The sequence below is a fragment of the Bradyrhizobium sp. SUTN9-2 genome, assembly GCF_003122645.1.
Classification (GTDB): domain Bacteria; phylum Pseudomonadota; class Alphaproteobacteria; order Rhizobiales; family Xanthobacteraceae; genus Bradyrhizobium; species Bradyrhizobium yuanmingense.
In genome coordinates, this window is sequence record NZ_LAXE01000001.1 from 7,967,250 (window position 1) to 7,984,866 (window position 17,617).

A 17,617-nucleotide genomic window follows, 5' to 3' on the forward strand; every position below is an offset into this window, starting at 1 on the left:
CGGGGCATCCAGTACTCCGAGACAGTCGTGATCGACCGAGAAGCTGCGGCGTACTGGATCGCCCGCCTTCGCGGGCGATGACACCGGAATCGGGGAGACGACTCCACCCCTACTGCTTCTTGATCAGGCTCCACTTCGTGATCACGGCCTCGCTCATCTGGCCGGGATCGCTGGCGCAGGCGACCTCGTCCACCTTCACGGAGATCTCCTTGCCGACGAAGGATTTCAGCTGGGCGGCCTGCGCCTCGCTGGAGGTGACGAGCTGGAACGTCTCGGGGCCGGTTTCGAGATTGCAGAGCCCGTTCGGCGGCGGCAGGCGGCGCGGTTCCGACGTGATCTGGTAGGTCGCGACGCGCTTGCCGTTCTTGACGTCGCGCACCTTCATCGCGTTGAGCTCGCCGGAGAGCACATCGCCAGTGTTGATCGGCTTGCCGGGCTTGGACGGCGGCAGCGCCGCGTCGCCCTGCTGCGCGGAGATGGCCGGGGTCACCAGCATCAGCATCGTCGCGACCAAAGCCCATCGCGTGGCGAAAAGTTTCGTCATGTCGTCCGTTCCGTAAAGTCTGGATGGAGATTCCTGTTTTGACGCGTTTTCTTCACGCGAACCGGTATCCACTTCGCTCGAAAACGCTCTAGAACAGGGTGCGCTGCCGCATCGCAGCCGATAGCGTACCTTCATCGAGATAATCAAGCTCGCCGCCGACGGGAACCCCGTGGGCGAGCCGCGTCACCTTCACATTGGCGTCCTGAAGCAGGTCGGTGATGTAATGCGCCGTGGTCTGACCGTCCACCGTCGCATTCAGCGCTAGGATGATTTCATGCACTTGCGAATCATGCGCGCGCGCCACCAGCGCGTCGATGGTGAGGTCCTGCGGGCCGACGCCGTCGAGCGGCGACAATGTCGCGCCGAGTACATGATAGCGACCCTGGGTCGCATTGGCCCGCTCCAGCGCCCAGAGGTCGGCGACATCGGCGACGACGACGATGATGGCAGGATCGCGCTTCGGATCGGTGCAGACCGTGCAGGGATTTTGCGTGTCGATGTTGCCGCAGGTCTTGCAGACCTGGACCTTGTCCAGCGCCACCTGCAAGGCGCTCGACAACGGCATCATCAGTGCTTCGCGCTTCTTGATCAGATGCAGCGCCGCGCGCCGCGCCGAGCGCGGACCGAGGCCCGGCAGCCGCGCGAGCAGCTGGACCAGCCGCTCGATCTCGGGACCTGCAACAGCGCCCATCTTATTGGCCGAACAGCCCCGGCGGCAGGCCGAGCCCGCCGGTGAGGGCCTGCATCTTCTCCTGCATGGCGGTCTCGGCCTTGCGGCGCGCATCAGCGAGGGCGGTGACGAGCAGGTCTTCCAGCACCTCGCGCTCCTCGGCCTTCATCAGCGAAGGATCGATCTTGATGCTCTTGACGTCCATCTTCGCGGTCATGCGCACGGCGACGAGACCGCCGCCGGAAATGCCTTCGACCTCGACGTTGGCGAGCTGGTCCTGCATCTCCTGCATCTTGGATTGCAGCTGCGCCGCCTGTTTCATCATGCCGAGAAAATCAGCCATGGGTGCGTGTCCTTGGAAAGAATGGTTCAGAGATCGTCGCCGTCGGAACCGTCGGGCGGATCGTCGCTGCCATAGTCGGTGTTAATATCGGTTTCCGGCGTCTCGGGAGCAAGCCTGCGGACCTCGACGACCTTGGCGCCGGGGAAACGCGACAGCACCTCCTGCACGCGCGGATCGGCTTCCGCGGTACGGGCATGCTCCTGCTTAGCCGCCTGGTTCACCGAGCGCAAAGTCGGCTGGCCCTGCTCGTTGGAGACGATCACGGTCCAGCGGCGGCCGGTCCACAGCTCGAACTTCTTCGCAAGTTCCGAGATCATGGTCTTGGAAGCGTTGGGCTCGAGCGCGACTTCCAGCCGCCCCTCCTCGAAACGGACGAGGCGCATGTCGCCTTCGAGCGCGCTCTTGGTCATGATGTCGCGCTTCTGCCCTGCGAGCGCAACCAGCTGCGTGAAGCTCGCGATGCGCAGCTGGGGCGCCGCCCCTTGCGTATCCGGCGCGGGCGCCGCCATCTGCGGCCGGGCGCCACCGCCAAACGCTGGAGCCGAGGCTGTCGGCATGCGCACGGGCGCAGCCGACATCGGCGCTGCGGAGGCAACCGGCGCGGCCGGCGCGGCCGGCGCGCCGCTGCGCGCGCTACTTCCGCCGTTCACGACCGGCGAGCCGCCGCCGTTCTGCTCCAGCATCCTGATCGCTTCGTCGGGCGTCGGCAGGTCGGCGACATAGGCGATGCGCACCAGCACCATTTCGGCCGCGGCTGCGGGACGCGTTGCGGCCTGCACCTCAGCGATGCCCTTAAGCAGCATCTGCCACATCCGCGACAGCACGCGCATCGAGATCTTGGAGGCGAACTCCTTGGCGCGCACCCGCTCGGTCTCGCCATAGGCGACGTTGTCGGCGGTCGCCGGGATGACCTTCACACGGGTGACGAAATTGACGAACTCGGCGAGGTCCGAGAGCACGACGATGGGATCGGCGCCGACATCGTATTGGTCGCGGAACTCCTTGAAGGCGGACGCGATGTCGCCGCGCGCCAGCGACTCGAACAGGTCGATGACCCGGGTGCGGTCGGCAAGGCCCAGCATCTGCCTGACGGCATCGGCCTTCACCTGCCCCGCCGCATGCGCGATCGCCTGGTCGAGCAGCGACAGCGAATCGCGCACCGAGCCCTCCGCGGCGCGCGCAACGATGCCGAGCGCTTCCGGCTCGATCTCGACGTTTTCCTTCGCCGCAATGCTGGCGAGGTGCTTCATCAGCACGTCGGCCTCGACGCGGCGCAGGTCGAAGCGCTGGCAACGCGACAGCACGGTGACCGGAACCTTGCGGATCTCCGTCGTCGCGAACACGAACTTGGCGTGCTCCGGCGGCTCCTCCAGCGTCTTCAGGAAGGCGTTGAACGCCGCCGTCGACAGCATGTGGACTTCGTCGATGATGTAGACCTTGTAGCGGGCGCTGGCGGGGGCATAACGCACGCTGTCATTGATCTGGCGGACGTCGTCGACGCCGGTATGCGAGGCGGCGTCCATCTCCAGCACGTCCATGTGCCGGCTTTCCATGATCGCCTGGCAATGAACTCCCAACGTCGGCATGTGGATGGTCGGCCCCTTCACCGATCCATCCGGCACCTCGTAGTTGAGTGCGCGGGCGAGAATGCGCGCGGTGGTGGTCTTACCGACCCCGCGGACGCCGGTGAGAATCCAGGCCTGCGGAATGCGGCCGGTCTCGAACGCATTGGAGACGGTACGGACCACGGCCTCCTGGCCGATCAGGTCGTCGAACGAGGATGGGCGGTATTTGCGCGCCAGCACCCGGTAGGGCGCATTGCCGGCCTGGCCGGCGCTGTCGGGATCGGGAGGGGCGCCAGCGTCGGTCATCGGTCGATCCGCAATGAAATGTCTCTTGGCCGGCTTTTGCGGAAAGGAGCGCGCTGGCGGCTGGTGCCGCCGGCGCTGGTTCGCTCGAAAAACAGGTAGGAGACTGACGAGCGACCCGATCCGGACCTCGTTAGGGCTGCTTCCTTCCGGACCTGACCCGGTTGGCGAGTGGCTCGTCCACCGCCAATCTCCCGGTCCCTATTTGGGGCCAAAGGGAGCGGAAAGCAAGCGGGGTCTGGGGCTGATCCGACGGCGCTTGAGGACTTCCGGCGCCGAATTCGCCCTCATTCGACCTGTCCAACCGGGTCCGGCGCATAAGGACCACGGCGCACACGCATGTTGTCTGGGGGCGTGGTCTCTGCGACGGTAAGAATCAATCCAGAGAAGCCTTCATGCCCGAACCCGCCTGGTCGCTGCACTCCCGCCTGAAAGAGGACACCATCGATATCGGCGACCTGCCGCTGTCGAAGGTGCTGGTCATCAAGGACGCGCATTATCCCTGGCTGCTGCTGGTGCCGCGGCGCGCCGACACGGTCGAGATCATCGATCTCGACGAGGTGCAGCAGGCGCAGCTGATGACGGAGATCGCCCGCGTCTCGCGCGCGCTGAAGGAGATCACCAAATGCGACAAGCTCAACATCGCCGCGCTCGGCAACCTCGTGCCGCAGCTGCACGTCCACATCATCGCGCGCCGCACCAGTGACGCGGCCTGGCCGCGGCCGGTGTGGGGCGTGATGCCGCCGCTGGCGCATGACGCCGCGGAGGTTCAGAATTTCATCAGCGCGCTTCGCCGCAAGATCTGGTTGGGTTGAAAGAACGATAATGTCAGCATTCAACGCGTTTCCGCTCGGGCAGCCGGCCTTCGTCACCAACGTCCTCGACCGCGCCGCGCATCTGCGCCGCGACGACGAAAAGCTGTTCGCGCTGGAGCAGAAGCCGTCCTCGCGCGCCTACGTGGTCTATCGCGACTCGCTGCTGGTGAAGCGCGAGGGCGACAAGGTGCGGGCGCTGCTCGGAATCGACGAGGCGCTGAAATGCGGCGCCAATCCCGGCACGGTGTTCCTCGGGCTTCGCGACGGTGCGGCCGTGTTCGGCATGGGCCTGTCGCAGGCCGCCGCCGAGAAGCTGGTCGGCCGCGAGGATTATACCGTGACCGAGCTGCGCGGCATGGCGATGCAGGGCGCGATCCCGCCCGAGGAGCTCTCGGCCGTCGCGATGGCAAAGTCGATGGTGGGATGGCATCAGCGCCACGGCTATTGCGCCAATTGCGGCGTACGCACCAGCATGAAGGAAGGCGGCTGGAAGCGCGACTGCCCGAGTTGCAAGGCCGAGCATTTTCCGCGCACCGATCCGGTCGTGATCATGCTGGTGGCGTCTGGCGACAAGTGCCTGCTCGGACGCCAGAAGCAGTTTCCGGCAGGGATGTATTCCTGCCTCGCCGGCTTCGTCGAGGCTGCCGAGACCATCGAGGACGCGGTGCGCCGAGAAATCTTTGAAGAGTCCGGGATCCGCTGCACCGACGTGCAATACTACATGACCCAGCCCTGGCCCTATCCGTCGTCCCTGATGATCGGCTGCAGCGCGCAGGCGCTGAACGAGGACATCGTCGTCGATCGGATGGAGCTGGAAGACGCGCGCTGGTTCACGCGCGAGGAGGCGGCGAAGATGCTGACGCGGACGCATCCTGACGGGCTCGCCGGCCCGCATCCGTTCGCGATCGCCCATCATCTGCTCGGCCGCTGGGTACACGACAAGAGCAGCTGAGCCGAACGACGATGGCCGGGACCGCGCCGCGCATCCTCTGCATCGGCATGCCGGTGCGCGACCTCATCCTGCGCGTCGAGGCCTTGCCCGAACGCGGCGGCAAGGCGAACGCCAGCCATCTCGCCGAAGTGTGCGGGGGCAACGCGCTCAACGCTGCCATCGCGATGGCGCGGCTCGGCGGCCGCGTCGCGTTCGCAGGTCCCATGGGCGATGCGCAGGAGACGTCGAGCGCCTTCATCCTCGCGCAGATGGCGCAGGAGGGCGTCGATAACACTCACATCGTGCGCATGCCGGGCCTGAGCACGCCGGTCTCGGCGATCATGATCGAGCCCTCCGGCGAGCGGACGCTCACCATCTATCGCGATCCCGCGCTGTGGACCGTGAGGCTACCCGAGGCCGACGCCTTGCTGGCCGATTGTCAGGCGGTGCTCGTCGAAAGCCGCTGCGCGGCGTTCGCGACCTCGCTTTGCGCCGAGGCACGCCGGCGCGGCATTCCCGTCATCGTCGGCGTCGACCGCGCGATGGCGCTGCAGGACGGCCTGCTCACGGCCGCCTCGCATCTGCTGTTCGCCAGCGCCCAGCTGCAGGAGACGGCCGGCATCGCTGACGACGGTGCGGCCTTGAAGCGCCTGGCGGAGCTGACGCCCGCCTTCCTCGCGGCCACCCGCGGCCCGCGCGGCACGATCTGGCTGAACCAGGCGGGCGCGCTGGAGGAAACACCAGCCTTCCCGGTCCAGGCGGTCGATACGCTCGGCGCTGGCGACGTCTTCCATGGCGCGTTCGCGCTCGGCCTCGCTGAGGGTAAGGGGTTGCGGGAAGCGATGCGATTCGCCACGGCCGCCGCAGCGTTGAAATGCACCCGCCATGGCGGCGGCCTGGCCGCCCCACAACGCGTTGAAGTTGAAAGGTTTTTGCGCGATCGTCCGTAGAGCGATTCCATGGAAGCGCTGAGATTATGGGCTTGCTGTGGAAAGATTTTCTCTATATCAGGGAAATCTGCCCCTGAAATGAAACAAAGTTCTTCAAATGACTGATGTCGCCGTCCAAATTCCCGAGACCAGCCGCCGCCTCGACGCCATCGACCGCAAGATCCTGATGGTGCTCCAGGAAGACGCCTCCCTTTCCGTCGCCGAGATCGGCGACCGGGTCGGCCTGTCCTCGACCCCCTGCTGGAAGCGCATCCAGCGCCTGGAGGCCGACGGCGTGATCATCAAGCGCGTCGCGCTCGTCGACCAGAACAAGATCGGGCTCGGCATCTCCGTGTTCGTGTCGGTCGAGAGCTCCGATCATTCGGATGCCTGGCTGAAACGGTTCGCCGAGGCCGTCAGCGCCATGCCGGAGGTGATGGAGTTCTATCGCATGGCTGGCGACGTCGATTACATGCTGCGCGTCGTGGTCGCCGACATGCAGGCCTATGACGTGTTCTACAAGAAGCTGATCAGCGCCGTGCCGCTGAAGAACGTCACCTCGCGCTTCGCGATGGAAAAGATCAAGTCGGTGACGGCGCTGCCGATCCCGGCGGTGGTGGCGGCTTAATTTACGCCACGCGGAAAGTGTCATCGCCCGATTTAATCGGGCGATCCAGTATTCCAGACGCCGGTGATAGAATCGAGAAGCCGCGGGGTACTGGATGCCCCGGTCAAGCCGGGGCATGACAGCGGAGCGAGAGGGACGGATCGCGCCTCTCTCAGGTGCTCCTCAAATCTTCTGATTGTACTCGCCGACTTCGGGATGCGTGCGCAGCACGCTGTTCACCATCTCGAACATGTCGTGCATGCGCTGCTCGGAGACCGGGCTCTCGACCACGACGACGAGCTCGGGCTTGTTGGACGAGGCGCGCACCAGGCCCCAGCTGCCGTCCTCGACCGTGACGCGCACGCCGTTGACGGTGACGAGATCGCGGATCGCCTGCCCCCCGATCTTCGCACCCTTTGCTTGCAGGTCCTCGAAGTGCTTCACCACCTTGTCGATGACGCCGTATTTGGTCTCGTCGGCGCAATGCGGCGACATGGTCGGCGACGACCAGGTCTTCGGCAGCGCGTTCTTCAGATCGGCCATCGACTTGCCGGGCGCGCGGTCGAGCATGTCGCAGATCGCGAGCGCCGAGACCAGGCCGTCGTCATAGCCGCGGCCATAGGGCTTGTTGAAGAAGAAGTGGCCGGACTTCTCGAAGCCCGCGAGCGCACCGGTCTCGTTGGTACGGCGCTTCATGTAGGAATGACCGGTCTTCCAATAGGCGGTCTTTGCGCCCTGCTTCTGCAGCACGGGATCGGTGATGAACAGGCCAGTCGATTTCACGTCCACAATGAACTGCGCGTCCTTGTGGATCGCCGACATGTCGCGCGCCAGCATCACGCCGACCTTGTCGGCAAAGATCTCCTCACCGGTGTTGTCGACCACGCCGCAGCGGTCGCCGTCACCGTCGAAACCAAGGCCGACATCAGCCTTGTGCTGCAACACCGCGTCGCGGATCGCGTGCAGCATCTCCATGTCTTCCGGATTCGGATTGTATTTCGGGAAGGTGTGGTCGAGCTCGGTGTCGAGCGGGATCACCTCGCAGCCGATCGCTTCCAGCACCTGCGGCGCGAACGCACCGGCGGTGCCGTTGCCGCAGGCCGCGACCACCTTGAGCTTGCGCTTAAGCTTCGGACGAGAGGTGAGGTCGGCGATGTAGCGCGCCGGATAATTCTCGTGGAACTGATAGGAGCCGCCGGCCTTGTTCTTGAACTCGGCGTTGAGCACGATTTCCTTCAGCCGCGTCATCTCGTCGGGGCCGAAGGTCAGGGGGCGGTTGGCGCCCATCTTCACGCCGGTCCAGCCATTGTCGTTGTGCGAGGCCGTGACCATCGCAACAGCGGGCACGTCGAGATCGAACTGTGCGAAATAGGCCATCGGCGTCACCGCAAGGCCGATGTCGTGCACCTTGCAGCCCGCCGCCATCAGGCCGGAGATCAGCGCGTATTTGATCGAGGCCGAGTAGCCGCGGAAATCGTGGCCGGTGACGATCTCCTGTTTGACGCCGAGCTCGGCGATCAGCGCGCCGAGCCCCATGCCGAGCGCCTGCACACCCATCAGGTTGATTTCCTTCTGGAACAACCAGCGCGCGTCGTATTCGCGAAAGCCTGTCGGCTTCACCATCGGCTCGGATTCGAAGGCGTAGGTGTTGGGCAATAATACGGATTTCGGCTTCGGGAACATTGAGTCGGTCTCGTGAAAGGGGGGCGGGAGTTGCTGCAGGCTTAGCGAATGCCAAACCGCAGCGAAAGGCGGGAATGAAGGCTTATGGCCGATAATTGCGGCAGTTTGGTAACGAAGAAACGTTACGGAAGGGCGGCCGGAGCAAGAATAACTTCTTGAAATTGACGACTGCGCGGTCGCGCGGGCAGCGCCTCTACTGCTCCAGCACCATCTGCCCGTTGGCGTACTCAAAACGCTTCAGGCGGGACAGGAAGGAGAGGCCGAGCAGGTTTTCCGACAGCGCCTCATCCGGCAGGACCATTGCATCGACGTCGCGCACGATGAGACCGCCGACGTCGAGCATGGCGATGCGGGTGCGCGCGGCCTTGATGGTGCCGTTGGCGGTGGAGACGGTGGCGTTGTACTCGCCGCGCGAGGGACGGAGACCAAACCGGGCGGCCGAGGTCTCGTTCAGCGCAACGACGGAGGCGCCGGTATCGATCATGAAGCCGATGCGCTGGCCGTCAATCCGGCCCTCGGTCTGGAAATGACCGCGGGCGTCACGGCCAATGGCCAGGCTGCGGCCGCCGGCCGGCGCTGTGGCCGCGACTGCGACCGTCGTGCGCGGCACTGACGTGGCGGAAGCCGAGCTCATCTTGTCCGCCATCTGCGCCATGAAGGTGCCGAGGCCGATCATGACGGCCGCGATGATCATAATGTTACGCATCACACCACTTCCGAGCCGAAAGCTCGATTTCATCACGCGACGAGGCCGGCGGCGAGCGAAGGCACGCCGGGGCTCCTGTCATTTTGACGAAAAGGATGAGCGGAGGGTTAATGCCGGTTGCGAGTTCTCACGTCCCGCGCGGCTTCGCCCGCCTTGTCGGCACGGCGCTCGCGGGATCGTCGGGCCAGGGGTGACGCGGGTAGCGGCCGCGCAGGTCGGAGCGGACGGCGGCGTAGCTGCCGCGCCAGAAGCCGGGCAGATCGCGCGTCACCTGCACCGGACGCTGGGCCGGCGACAGCAATTCCAGCACCAGCGGCACCTTGCCGGCGGCGATCGAGGGATGGGTGTTGAGGCCGAACAATTCCTGCAGCCGCACCGCGATGGTCGGTCCCTGCTCGGCCTCGTAGTCGATCGCGAGCACGCTCCCCGTAGGCGCCTCGAAATGGGTCGGCGCCTCGCGATCGAGCCGTGCGCGCATCTCCCACGGTAACAGCGCCATCAGGGCATCGGAGAGATCGCCCGCGGAGATGTCCTTGAGCGCGATCTTGTCGTAGAGCGCCGGCACCAGCCAATCATCGCGCCGCGCGATCAGGCCGTCTTCCGACAGGTCGGGCCAGCTGTCGCCCTCGGCCTTGCGCAGGAACATCACGCGATCACGCCATTGCTTGGCGGCCTTCGACCAGGGCAGCCGGTCGAGGCCGGCCGCAATCAGTCCTTCGGCAAAGATGCGCGCGGTGTCCTCCGAGGGCGACACTGAAAGCGTCGCCTCGGACAGGGTGATTGCGTGCAGCACGCGCCTGCGCCGCGCCCGCAGCGCCATCGCGCCGCGATCAAAGGAGATCTCGTCGGCGGTCTCGATATGCTCGGCGAAATGCCGCTCGATCTCGTCCTCGGCGATTTGCGCGGCGAGCAAGATGCGTCCGCTCGCCGCCGTCCCCGTCATCTCACCGATCGCAATGTAGGGCGCACGGGCGAGTGAGGAGGTCTGCTCGACAGAGGCGCCGCGACCGTTGGCCAGCACGAAGCTGCCATTGCCGCGATTGCGCGCGACGCGGTCCGGGAACGCATAGGCGAGCATCAGGCCGGTCGAGAGATCCTCCTGCTGCGCCACCTTCTCCGACGCCGCGACCTGCGAAGCCCAGCGGTGCGCGAGATCGCGCGCGCTTGCCGCGCGTGGTGAGCGGTCGCGGCGGAACTGGTCGCGGCGGTGCTCGAGATCGACGCTGTCGCCGCCAAGGCCGCGCTCGGTGATGATGGCCGCGATCTCGGCGGCGGCCTGGCCCTCGCCGGCGCGATGCGAATCCACGATAATGCGCGCCAGCCGAGGCGGCAGCGCCAACGCACGCAAGCTCTTGCCTTCGGCGGTGATGCGGCCGTCGCCGTCGAGCGCGTTTAGCTCGCTCAGCAGGCTCTTGGCTTCCTTCCAGGCCGGCTGCGGCGGCGGATCGAGGAACGATAGAGCCGCGGGATCGCTGACGCCCCATTGCGCCAGATCGAGCACCAGCGAGGACAGGTCGGCGCTGAGGATTTCCGGCTGGGTGTACGGCGCGAGCGATGCGGTCTGCGGCTCGTCCCAGAGCCGGTAGCAGACGCCGGGCTCGGTGCGGCCGGCACGGCCGCGGCGCTGGTCCACCGCCGCGCGCGAGGCACGCACGGTCTCGAGCCGCGTCAGGCCGATATCGGGCTCATAGCGCGGCACGCGGGCAAGACCACTATCGACGACGATACGCACGCCCTCGATGGTGAGCGAGGTCTCCGCGATCGAGGTTGCCAGCACCACCTTGCGCGTGCCCTTGGGTGCCGGCGCGATGGCGCGATCCTGCACGGCGGCATCGAGCGCGCCGAACAGCGGCACGATCTCGACGGAGGCGTCCTGCACGCGCTCGGAGAGGAAATTCTGCGTGCGGCGGATCTCGGCGGCGCCTGGCAGGAAGGCCAGCACCGAGCCGCTATCGGCGCGCAGCGCAGATGCGATCGCATCCGCCATCTGCCGCTCGATCGGCGCGTCCGCCTTGCGGCCGAGATAGCGTGTCTCGACCGGAAACGCACGGCCCTCGCTCTCGACGACGGGGGCATCGCCGAGCAGCCTTGCCACCCGCGCACCGTCGAGCGTCGCCGACATCACCAGGATGCGCAAATCCTCGCGCAAGCCGGTTTGCGCATCACGCGCCAGCGCGAGGCCCATGTCGGCGTCGAGCGAGCGCTCGTGGAATTCGTCGAACAGGATCGCGGCAACGCCTGTTAGTTCGGGATCGTCGAGGATCTGGCGGGTGAAGATGCCCTCGGTCACCACCTCGATGCGCGTCGCGCGCGAGATCTTCGAGCCGAAGCGGACACGATAGCCGACGGTTTCGCCGGCGCGCTCGCCGAGCGATTTGGCCATGCGGTCGGCGCTGGCGCGCGCGGCGATGCGGCGCGGCTCCAGCACGATGATCTTCTTGTCCTTGGCCCAGGGCGCATCGAGCAAGGCCAGCGGCACGCGCGTGGTCTTGCCGGCGCCGGGAGGGGCCACCAGCACTGCGGCGTTGCTAGCCTCCAGCGTACGCGACAAATCGACGAGCACGGCATCGATCGGGAGGGGCGTGTCGAAGCTGCGGGGCAAGGAAACATCCGGTCGTCATGCCCGGCCTTGTGCCGGGCATCCACGTTCTTTCAGGCGAGAGTGAACAAGACGTGGATGGCCGGGACAAGCCCGGCCATGACGATTTCGTTGAACGAGAATATGCAGCAATCAGCCCTGCACCGGCGGGCGCCCGACGCTTTCGTAGACGAAGCCCGCGGCTTCCATGTCTTCGGGGCGGTAGATGTTGCGGAGGTCGACGACGATCGGCTTCGCCATGGTCGCCTTCAACCGGTCGAGATCGAGCGCGCGGAACTGGACCCATTCGGTGACGATGACGAGCGCGTCGGCGCCTTGCGCGCAGGCATAGGCGTCCTCGCAATAGGTGATATCGGGCAATTCGCCCTTGGCCTGCTCCATGCCGACGGGATCGAACGCCTTCACCTTCGCGCCCATGTCGATCAGGCCTGTTACCAGCGGGATCGACGGCGCATCACGCATGTCGTCGGTGTCGGGCTTGAAGGTGAGGCCGAGCACCGCAACGGTCTTGCCGCGCAGATTGCCGCCGAGCGCCTGGCTCACCTTGCGCGCCATCGCGCGCTTGCGGTTCTCGTTGACCGCCAGCACCGATTCGACGATGCGCAAGGAGACGTCGTAGTCCTGCGCGATCTTGATCAGGGCCTTGGTGTCCTTCGGGAAGCACGAGCCGCCGAAACCGGGACCGGCATGCAGGAATTTGGTGCCGATGCGGTTGTCGAGACCGATGCCGCGCGCGACCTCCTGCACGTTGGCGCCGGCCTTCTCGGACAGGTCGGCGATCTCGTTGATGAAGGTGATCTTGGTCGCTAGGAACGCGTTGGCGGCATATTTGATCATCTCGGCGGTCCGGCGCGCGGTGAACATCAGCGGCGCCTGGTTCAGCGACAGCGGACGGTAGATGTCGCCCATCACCTTGCGGCCGCGCTCGTCGGAGGTGCCGACCACGATGCGATCCGGGAATTTGAAATCGCGGATCGCCGCGCCCTCGCGAAGGAACTCAGGGTTCGAGGCGACAACCACGTCGGCCTTGGGATTGGCCTCGCGGATGATGCGCTCGACCTCATCGCCGGTGCCGACCGGCACGGTCGATTTCGTCACCACCACGGTGAAGCCCTGCAGCGACTGCGCGATCTCTTTCGCGGCGGCATAGACGTAAGACAGGTCGGCGTGTCCGTCGCCGCGGCGCGAGGGCGTGCCGACCGCGATGAACACGGCATCAGCATCGGCGACCGGCTGCTTCAGGTCGGTGGTGAAGTCGAGCCGCTTGGCTTTCACGTTGTTCGCGACCAGCTCGTCGAGCCCGGGCTCGTAGATCGGGATCTCGCCGCGATGGAGTGCCGCGATCTTCCTCTCGTCCTTGTCGACGCAGGTGACGTCGTGGCCGAAATCCGCAAAGCAGGCGCCGGACACCAATCCCACATAGCCCGTGCCGATCATCGCAATTCGCATGAAAAATCCTGTTCCAGCTTGGTTAACGGACGTCCAACTCGGCCCAATCCGGGGCGGTTTAGCATTTTCCCGAGGCCATGGAACAGTCCGCATGCAAAAACCGGCCCGCGATTTGAACCGGTAAAGAAGTCGGAAACTACTGGGCTCCAAACTGCCCCAGGCCCGCACAGGCACGGGCGGAACGCGCCTCGAAAAGGGACACCATGGCACGATCAGGCACAATCGCGGCGGCCAGCCCCTCCACGGCCGCTTCGGGCGCGCGTATCGACTGGGTCGACTACGCCAAGGGTATCTGCATCGTCATGGTGGTGATGATGCATTCGGTGCTGGGGGTGGAGCTTGCCGCCGGGCAGACCGGGTTCATGCACGTGCTCGTAGCCTTCGCAAAGCCGTTCCGGATGCCGGATTTCTTCCTGATTTCGGGCTTGTTCCTGTCTCTGGTGATCGATCGGGACTGGCGAACCTATCTCGACCGCAAGGTGGTGCATTTCGCCTATTTTTATGTCGTCTGGGTAACAATCCAATTCGGCTTCAAGGCCCCGGCCTTTGCGGCCGAGACCAGCTGGCAGCATGTTGGCCTGCTGTATCTCGAATCCTTCATCGAGCCGTTCGGCACGCTGTGGTTCATCTATCTGTTGCCGGTCTTCTTCGTCGTCACGAAACTGACACGCAAGGTCCCATCGCTCGCGGTCTGGCTCGTCGCCGCCGCGCTGGAGACCGCGCACATCACGACCGGCTGGACCGCCATCGACGAGTTCTGCGCACGCTTCGTCTATTTCTATTCGGGCTATTTGTTCGCGCCCTACGTGTTCGCCCTGTCGGATCAGGCGCGGAAGCATCCGGCGCTGGCGCTTGCAGCGCTCGCTGCCTGGGCGCTGATCAATGCCGGCCTCGTCGCAGCGGGCGCCAGCGAGTGGGCGATCGTCTCGCTCGCGCTCGGCTTCGCCGGCGCCTGCGCCATCATCGCGGCGGGCACGCTGCTCGCGCGGGCGCACTGGCTCAACTTCCTCCGCTTCTGCGGCGAGCATTCGATCGTGATCTATCTCGCCTTCTTCCTGCCGATGGCGGCGACGCGAACGCTGCTGCTGCGCACGGGCATCATTCCTGATATCGGCACGGTGTCGCTGCTCGTCACCGTCGTCGGCGTGCTCGGTGCGCTGGCGATCTGGCAGGTCGCGCTCCGCCTCAATGCGCGCTTCCTGTTCGAGCGGCCCGATGCGTTCTGGATCGCGCCGAGGAAGGCGGGCGTGCGGTTACAGGCAGCGGAGTAGCTGCCCTCTCGGTGTCGTCGCCCGGCTTGACCGGGCGACCCAGTACGCGGAGGCGCCAGCGATTGAACCGAGAAGCCGCAGCGTACTGGATTCCCCGCTTTCGCGGGGAATGACAGCGGGGATTAGTCGCGCTACCGGCCCAAAAATCCACCTCCCAAGGCTGTCAAAGTCCGCAAAAATTCATACATTGCGGCCATGCCCAAGACATCTCCGAAGACCACCGCCAAAGCTGACACCAAGGCCGCGCCGAAAGCTGCCGCAGAGACCAAGCCCGCTGTTGCCAAGGCTGCTGCCAAACCGGTCGCGGCGAAGGCGGCCGGAAAGGGCGACCATGTCTTCCTGGTCGACGGTTCCTCCTACATCTTCCGCGCCTATCACGCGCTGCCGCCGCTGAACCGCAAATCCGACGGGCTCCAGGTCAACGCCGTGCTCGGCTTCTGCAACATGCTGTGGAAGCTGCTCCGCGAGATGCCCGAGGACAATCGGCCGACGCATCTGGCCATCATCTTCGATAAGTCGGAGATCACCTTCCGCAACAAGATCTATCCGGACTACAAGGCGCACCGGCCGCCGGCCCCCGACGATCTCATTCCGCAATTCGCGCTGATCCGCGAAGCCGTGCGCGCCTTCGACCTGCCCTGCCTGGAACAGATCGGCTTCGAGGCCGACGATCTCATCGCGACCTATGTGCGCCAAGCCTGCGAGCGCGGCGCCAGCGCCACCATCGTGTCGTCCGATAAGGACCTGATGCAGCTCGTCACCGATTGCGTCACCATGTACGACACCATGAAGGACCGCCGCATCGGCATATCAGAGGTGATCGAGAAGTTCGGCGTGCCGCCGAACAAGGTGGTCGAGGTGCAGGCGCTCGCGGGCGATTCCACCGACAACGTGCCGGGCGTACCCGGCATCGGCATCAAGACCGCGGCGCAACTGATCACCGAATATGGCGATCTCGACCAATTGCTGTTCCGCGCCGGCGAGATCAAGCAGCCCAAGCGGCGCGAGGCGCTGCTCGAGAACGCGGAGAAGGCGCGCATCTCGCGGCAGCTCGTGCTGCTCGACGACAAGGTCGAGCTGGAGGTGCCGCTGGACGACCTCGCCGTCCACGAGCCCGACGCGCGCAAGCTGATCGCCTTCCTCAAGGCGATGGAGTTCACGACGCTGACGCGGCGCGTCGCCGAATATGCGCAGATCGATCCCGCCAATATCGATGCCGATCCCGGCTATGCCAGCGGCGCCAGCGTATTCACGACGTTGCCGCCCTCGGACGTGGTGCCCACACCGGGCACGGGAACTCCGGCGCCGGCCCGGCCGAACCAGCCCAACAAGTCGGCAGGCAAGGAGGACAAGGCTGCGAGCCCGAAGGGGGCACCGATCTCCCTCGCCGCCGCGCGCGAAGAGGCGCTGCGCAAGCTTCCTGTCGATCGCGGCAAATACCAGACCATCAAGACGCTGAAGGAGCTCGACGCCTTCATTGCGCGCATCCATGACGCCGGCCATGTCGCGATCGAGACGAGAGCGAGCTCGATCGATCCGATGCAGGCCGATCTCTGCGGCATCGCGCTGGCGCTGGCGCCGAACGAGGCCTGCTACGTGCCGCTGGCGCACAAGCAATCCGGCGGCGGCGCCGGCCTGTTCGATGCCGGCCTTGCGCCGGATCAGGTCAAGCATGACGACGCGCTGCAAGCGCTGCGGCCGGTGCTGGAATCGACGGGCATCCTCAAGATCGGCTTCGACGTCAAGTTCACGGCCGTGATGCTGGCGCAGCACGGCATCACCCTGCGCAACATCGACGATGCGCTGCTGATCTCCTACGTGCTCGATGCCGGCCGCGGCTCGCATGCGCTCGAATCGTTGTCGGAGCGCTGGTTCGGCCATGCCATGCTGAAGGACAGCGAGCTGCTCGGCAGCGGCAAGGGCAAGATCACCTTCGACCAGGTGCCGATCGACAAGGCCGCACCGCTGTCAGCCGAAGGCGTCGACATCGCGTTGCGGGTGTGGCGCGTGCTGAAGCCGCGCCTGGTTTCCGAGCACATGAGTGCGGTCTACGAGACGCTGGAGCGGCCGCTGGTCTCCGTGCTTGCGCGTATGGAGCGGCGCGGCATCTCGATCGATCGCCAGGTGCTGTCGCGTCTGTCCGGCGACTTCGCCCAGACCGCAGCGCGCGTCGAGGCCGAGATCCAGGAGATCGCGGGCGAGCCGGTCAATGTCGGCAGCCCCAAGCAGATCGGCGACATCCTGTTCGGTAAGATGGGATTGCCTGGCGGCACCAAGACCAAGACCGGCGCGTGGTCGACCACCGCACAGGTGCTCGACGAGCTAGCCGAGCAGGGCCACGACTTCCCGAAGAAGATTCTGGAGTGGCGCCAGGTCTCCAAGCTGAAATCGACCTACACCGACGCGCTGCCGACCTACGTCAACCCGCAGACCCACCGCGTGCACACCACCTACGCGCTGGCTGCGACCACGACGGGGCGCTTGTCGTCGAACGAGCCGAACCTGCAGAACATTCCGGTGCGTACCGAGGACGGCCGCAAGATCCGCCGCGCCTTCATCGCCACGCCCGGGCACAAGCTGGTCTCGGCCGATTATTCACAGATCGAGCTGCGGCTGCTGGCCGAGATCGCCGACATTCCCGTGCTTAAGCAGGCGTTCCGCGATGGGCTCGACATTCACGCCATGACCGCGTCGGAAATGTTCGGTGTGCCGATCAAGGGCATGCCGAGCGAGATCCGCCGCCGCGCGAAAGCGATCAATTTCGGCATCATCTACGGCATCTCCGCCTTCGGCCTCGCCAACCAGCTCGGCATCGCGCGCGAGGAAGCCTCCGCCTACATCAAGAAGTATTTCGAGCGGTTCCCCGGCATCCGCGCCTATATGGACGAGACGCGCGATTTCTGCCGCAACCACGGCTACGTCACCACGCTGTTCGGCCGCAAGTGCCACTACCCCGACATCAAGGCTTCGAATGCCTCGGTGCGCGCCTTCAACGAGCGCGCCGCGATCAACGCGCGGCTTCAGGGCACCGCCGCCGACATCATCCGCCGCGCCATGACGCGCGTGGAGGATGCGCTCACCGAGAAGAAGCTCTCGGCGCAAATGCTGCTCCAGGTGCACGACGAATTGATCTTCGAGGTGCCGGACGACGAGGTCGAGGCAACGCTCCCCGTCGTGCAGAAGGTGATGCAGGATGCGCCGT

The 17,617-nt window shown here is 65.5% G+C and carries 14 protein-coding genes and 1 other RNA gene; 6 read left to right on the plus strand and 9 right to left on the minus strand.

Annotated elements, in window-relative coordinates; all coding sequences use genetic code 11:
* Positions 1–109: 109 nt before the first annotated feature.
* The 5 genes from XF30_RS37035 to ffs all read right to left on the minus strand — a co-directional run bounded on the left by XF30_RS37035 (position 110) and on the right by ffs (position 3,620).
* Positions 110–544 (minus strand): hypothetical protein, encoded by a 435-nt coding sequence (locus tag XF30_RS37035; RefSeq protein ID WP_036041781.1) that lies wholly within the window; start codon positions 542–544, stop codon positions 110–112.
* 88 nt (positions 545–632) lie between these two features.
* Complete coding sequence (recR, locus tag XF30_RS37040) at positions 633–1,235, minus strand: recombination mediator RecR (protein WP_036026497.1); 603 nt, start codon at positions 1,233–1,235, stop codon at positions 633–635.
* A gap of 1 nt (position 1,236) precedes the next feature.
* Positions 1,237–1,557, minus strand: coding sequence for a YbaB/EbfC family nucleoid-associated protein (locus XF30_RS37045; protein WP_036014105.1), 321 nt, complete (start codon positions 1,555–1,557; stop codon positions 1,237–1,239).
* Between the two features lie 26 nt (positions 1,558–1,583).
* Entirely contained in the window at positions 1,584–3,428 is a 1,845-nt protein-coding gene (locus XF30_RS37050) for a DNA polymerase III subunit gamma/tau (RefSeq protein WP_109145457.1), read from the minus strand.
* Between the two features lie 95 nt (positions 3,429–3,523).
* Positions 3,524–3,620, minus strand: an RNA gene (gene ffs / locus XF30_RS37055) — signal recognition particle sRNA small type.
* A gap of 200 nt (positions 3,621–3,820) precedes the next feature.
* On the opposite strand from ffs, the gene XF30_RS37060 reads away from it, so the two are divergent.
* The 4 genes from XF30_RS37060 to XF30_RS37075 all read left to right on the plus strand — a co-directional run bounded on the left by XF30_RS37060 (position 3,821) and on the right by XF30_RS37075 (position 6,728).
* Positions 3,821–4,240, plus strand: a complete 420-nt coding sequence (locus XF30_RS37060; RefSeq protein WP_109145458.1) for an HIT domain-containing protein — start codon at positions 3,821–3,823, stop codon at positions 4,238–4,240.
* Positions 4,241–4,250: 10 nt separating this feature from the next.
* Positions 4,251–5,192, plus strand: a complete 942-nt coding sequence (gene nudC, locus XF30_RS37065) for an NAD(+) diphosphatase (protein ID WP_109145459.1) — start codon at positions 4,251–4,253, stop codon at positions 5,190–5,192.
* Between the two features lie 11 nt (positions 5,193–5,203).
* Entirely contained in the window at positions 5,204–6,121 is a 918-nt protein-coding gene (locus tag XF30_RS37070; RefSeq protein WP_109145460.1) for a sugar kinase, read from the plus strand.
* A gap of 97 nt (positions 6,122–6,218) precedes the next feature.
* The gene (locus XF30_RS37075) at positions 6,219–6,728 is read left to right on the plus strand and encodes an Lrp/AsnC family transcriptional regulator (RefSeq protein WP_025032510.1); all 510 of its coding nucleotides are present in this window, start codon (positions 6,219–6,221) and stop codon (positions 6,726–6,728) included.
* A 162-nt stretch (positions 6,729–6,890) separates the two neighbouring features.
* Here the strand turns inward: XF30_RS37075 and XF30_RS37080 are convergent, their stop codons facing one another.
* The 4 genes from XF30_RS37080 to XF30_RS37095 form a co-directional block, all read right to left on the minus strand.
* Entirely contained in the window at positions 6,891–8,390 is a 1,500-nt protein-coding gene (locus XF30_RS37080; RefSeq protein ID WP_109145461.1) for a phosphomannomutase/phosphoglucomutase, read from the minus strand.
* A gap of 193 nt (positions 8,391–8,583) precedes the next feature.
* A complete protein-coding gene (locus XF30_RS37085; protein ID WP_192893366.1) occupies positions 8,584–9,096 on the minus strand; it encodes a TIGR02281 family clan AA aspartic protease in 513 nt (170 codons plus the stop codon).
* 127 nt (positions 9,097–9,223) lie between these two features.
* A complete protein-coding gene (gene hrpB / locus XF30_RS37090; RefSeq protein WP_192893367.1) occupies positions 9,224–11,698 on the minus strand; it encodes an ATP-dependent helicase HrpB in 2,475 nt (824 codons plus the stop codon).
* A 129-nt stretch (positions 11,699–11,827) separates the two neighbouring features.
* The gene (locus XF30_RS37095; protein WP_109145463.1) at positions 11,828–13,144 is read right to left on the minus strand and encodes a UDP-glucose dehydrogenase family protein; all 1,317 of its coding nucleotides are present in this window, start codon (positions 13,142–13,144) and stop codon (positions 11,828–11,830) included.
* A 203-nt stretch (positions 13,145–13,347) separates the two neighbouring features.
* Between XF30_RS37095 and XF30_RS37100 the strand changes: the two genes are divergently transcribed.
* Positions 13,348–14,415 carry an acyltransferase family protein gene (locus XF30_RS37100; protein ID WP_109145464.1) on the plus strand — a complete coding sequence of 356 codons (1,068 nt, stop codon included), beginning with the start codon at positions 13,348–13,350 and terminating at the stop codon, positions 14,413–14,415.
* A 195-nt stretch (positions 14,416–14,610) separates the two neighbouring features.
* A partial coding sequence (polA, locus tag XF30_RS37110; RefSeq protein ID WP_109145466.1) for a DNA polymerase I occupies positions 14,611–17,617 on the plus strand: 3,007 nt, incomplete at its 3' end.

What these genes read in the sequence shown, in the direction of transcription:
- XF30_RS37070 (WP_109145460.1), top strand. Translation starts at nt 5,204, where the DNA reads ATGGCCGGGACCGCGCCGCGCATCCTCTGCATCGGCATGCCGGTGCGC.
- XF30_RS37100 (WP_109145464.1), top strand. Translation starts at nt 13,348, where the DNA reads ATGGCACGATCAGGCACAATCGCGGCGGCCAGCCCCTCCACGGCCGCT.
- nudC (WP_109145459.1), top strand. Translation starts at nt 4,251, where the DNA reads ATGTCAGCATTCAACGCGTTTCCGCTCGGGCAGCCGGCCTTCGTCACC.
- XF30_RS37060 (WP_109145458.1), top strand. Translation starts at nt 3,821, where the DNA reads ATGCCCGAACCCGCCTGGTCGCTGCACTCCCGCCTGAAAGAGGACACC.
- XF30_RS37075 (WP_025032510.1), top strand. Translation starts at nt 6,219, where the DNA reads ATGACTGATGTCGCCGTCCAAATTCCCGAGACCAGCCGCCGCCTCGAC.
- recR (WP_036026497.1), bottom strand. Translation starts at nt 1,235, where the DNA reads ATGGGCGCTGTTGCAGGTCCCGAGATCGAGCGGCTGGTCCAGCTGCTC.
- XF30_RS37045 (WP_036014105.1), bottom strand. Translation starts at nt 1,557, where the DNA reads ATGGCTGATTTTCTCGGCATGATGAAACAGGCGGCGCAGCTGCAATCC.
- XF30_RS37035 (WP_036041781.1), bottom strand. Translation starts at nt 544, where the DNA reads ATGACGAAACTTTTCGCCACGCGATGGGCTTTGGTCGCGACGATGCTG.
- XF30_RS37085 (WP_192893366.1), bottom strand. Translation starts at nt 9,096, where the DNA reads ATGCGTAACATTATGATCATCGCGGCCGTCATGATCGGCCTCGGCACC.
- XF30_RS37080 (WP_109145461.1), bottom strand. Translation starts at nt 8,390, where the DNA reads ATGTTCCCGAAGCCGAAATCCGTATTATTGCCCAACACCTACGCCTTC.
- XF30_RS37050 (WP_109145457.1), bottom strand. Translation starts at nt 3,428, where the DNA reads ATGACCGACGCTGGCGCCCCTCCCGATCCCGACAGCGCCGGCCAGGCC.
- XF30_RS37095 (WP_109145463.1), bottom strand. Translation starts at nt 13,144, where the DNA reads ATGCGAATTGCGATGATCGGCACGGGCTATGTGGGATTGGTGTCCGGC.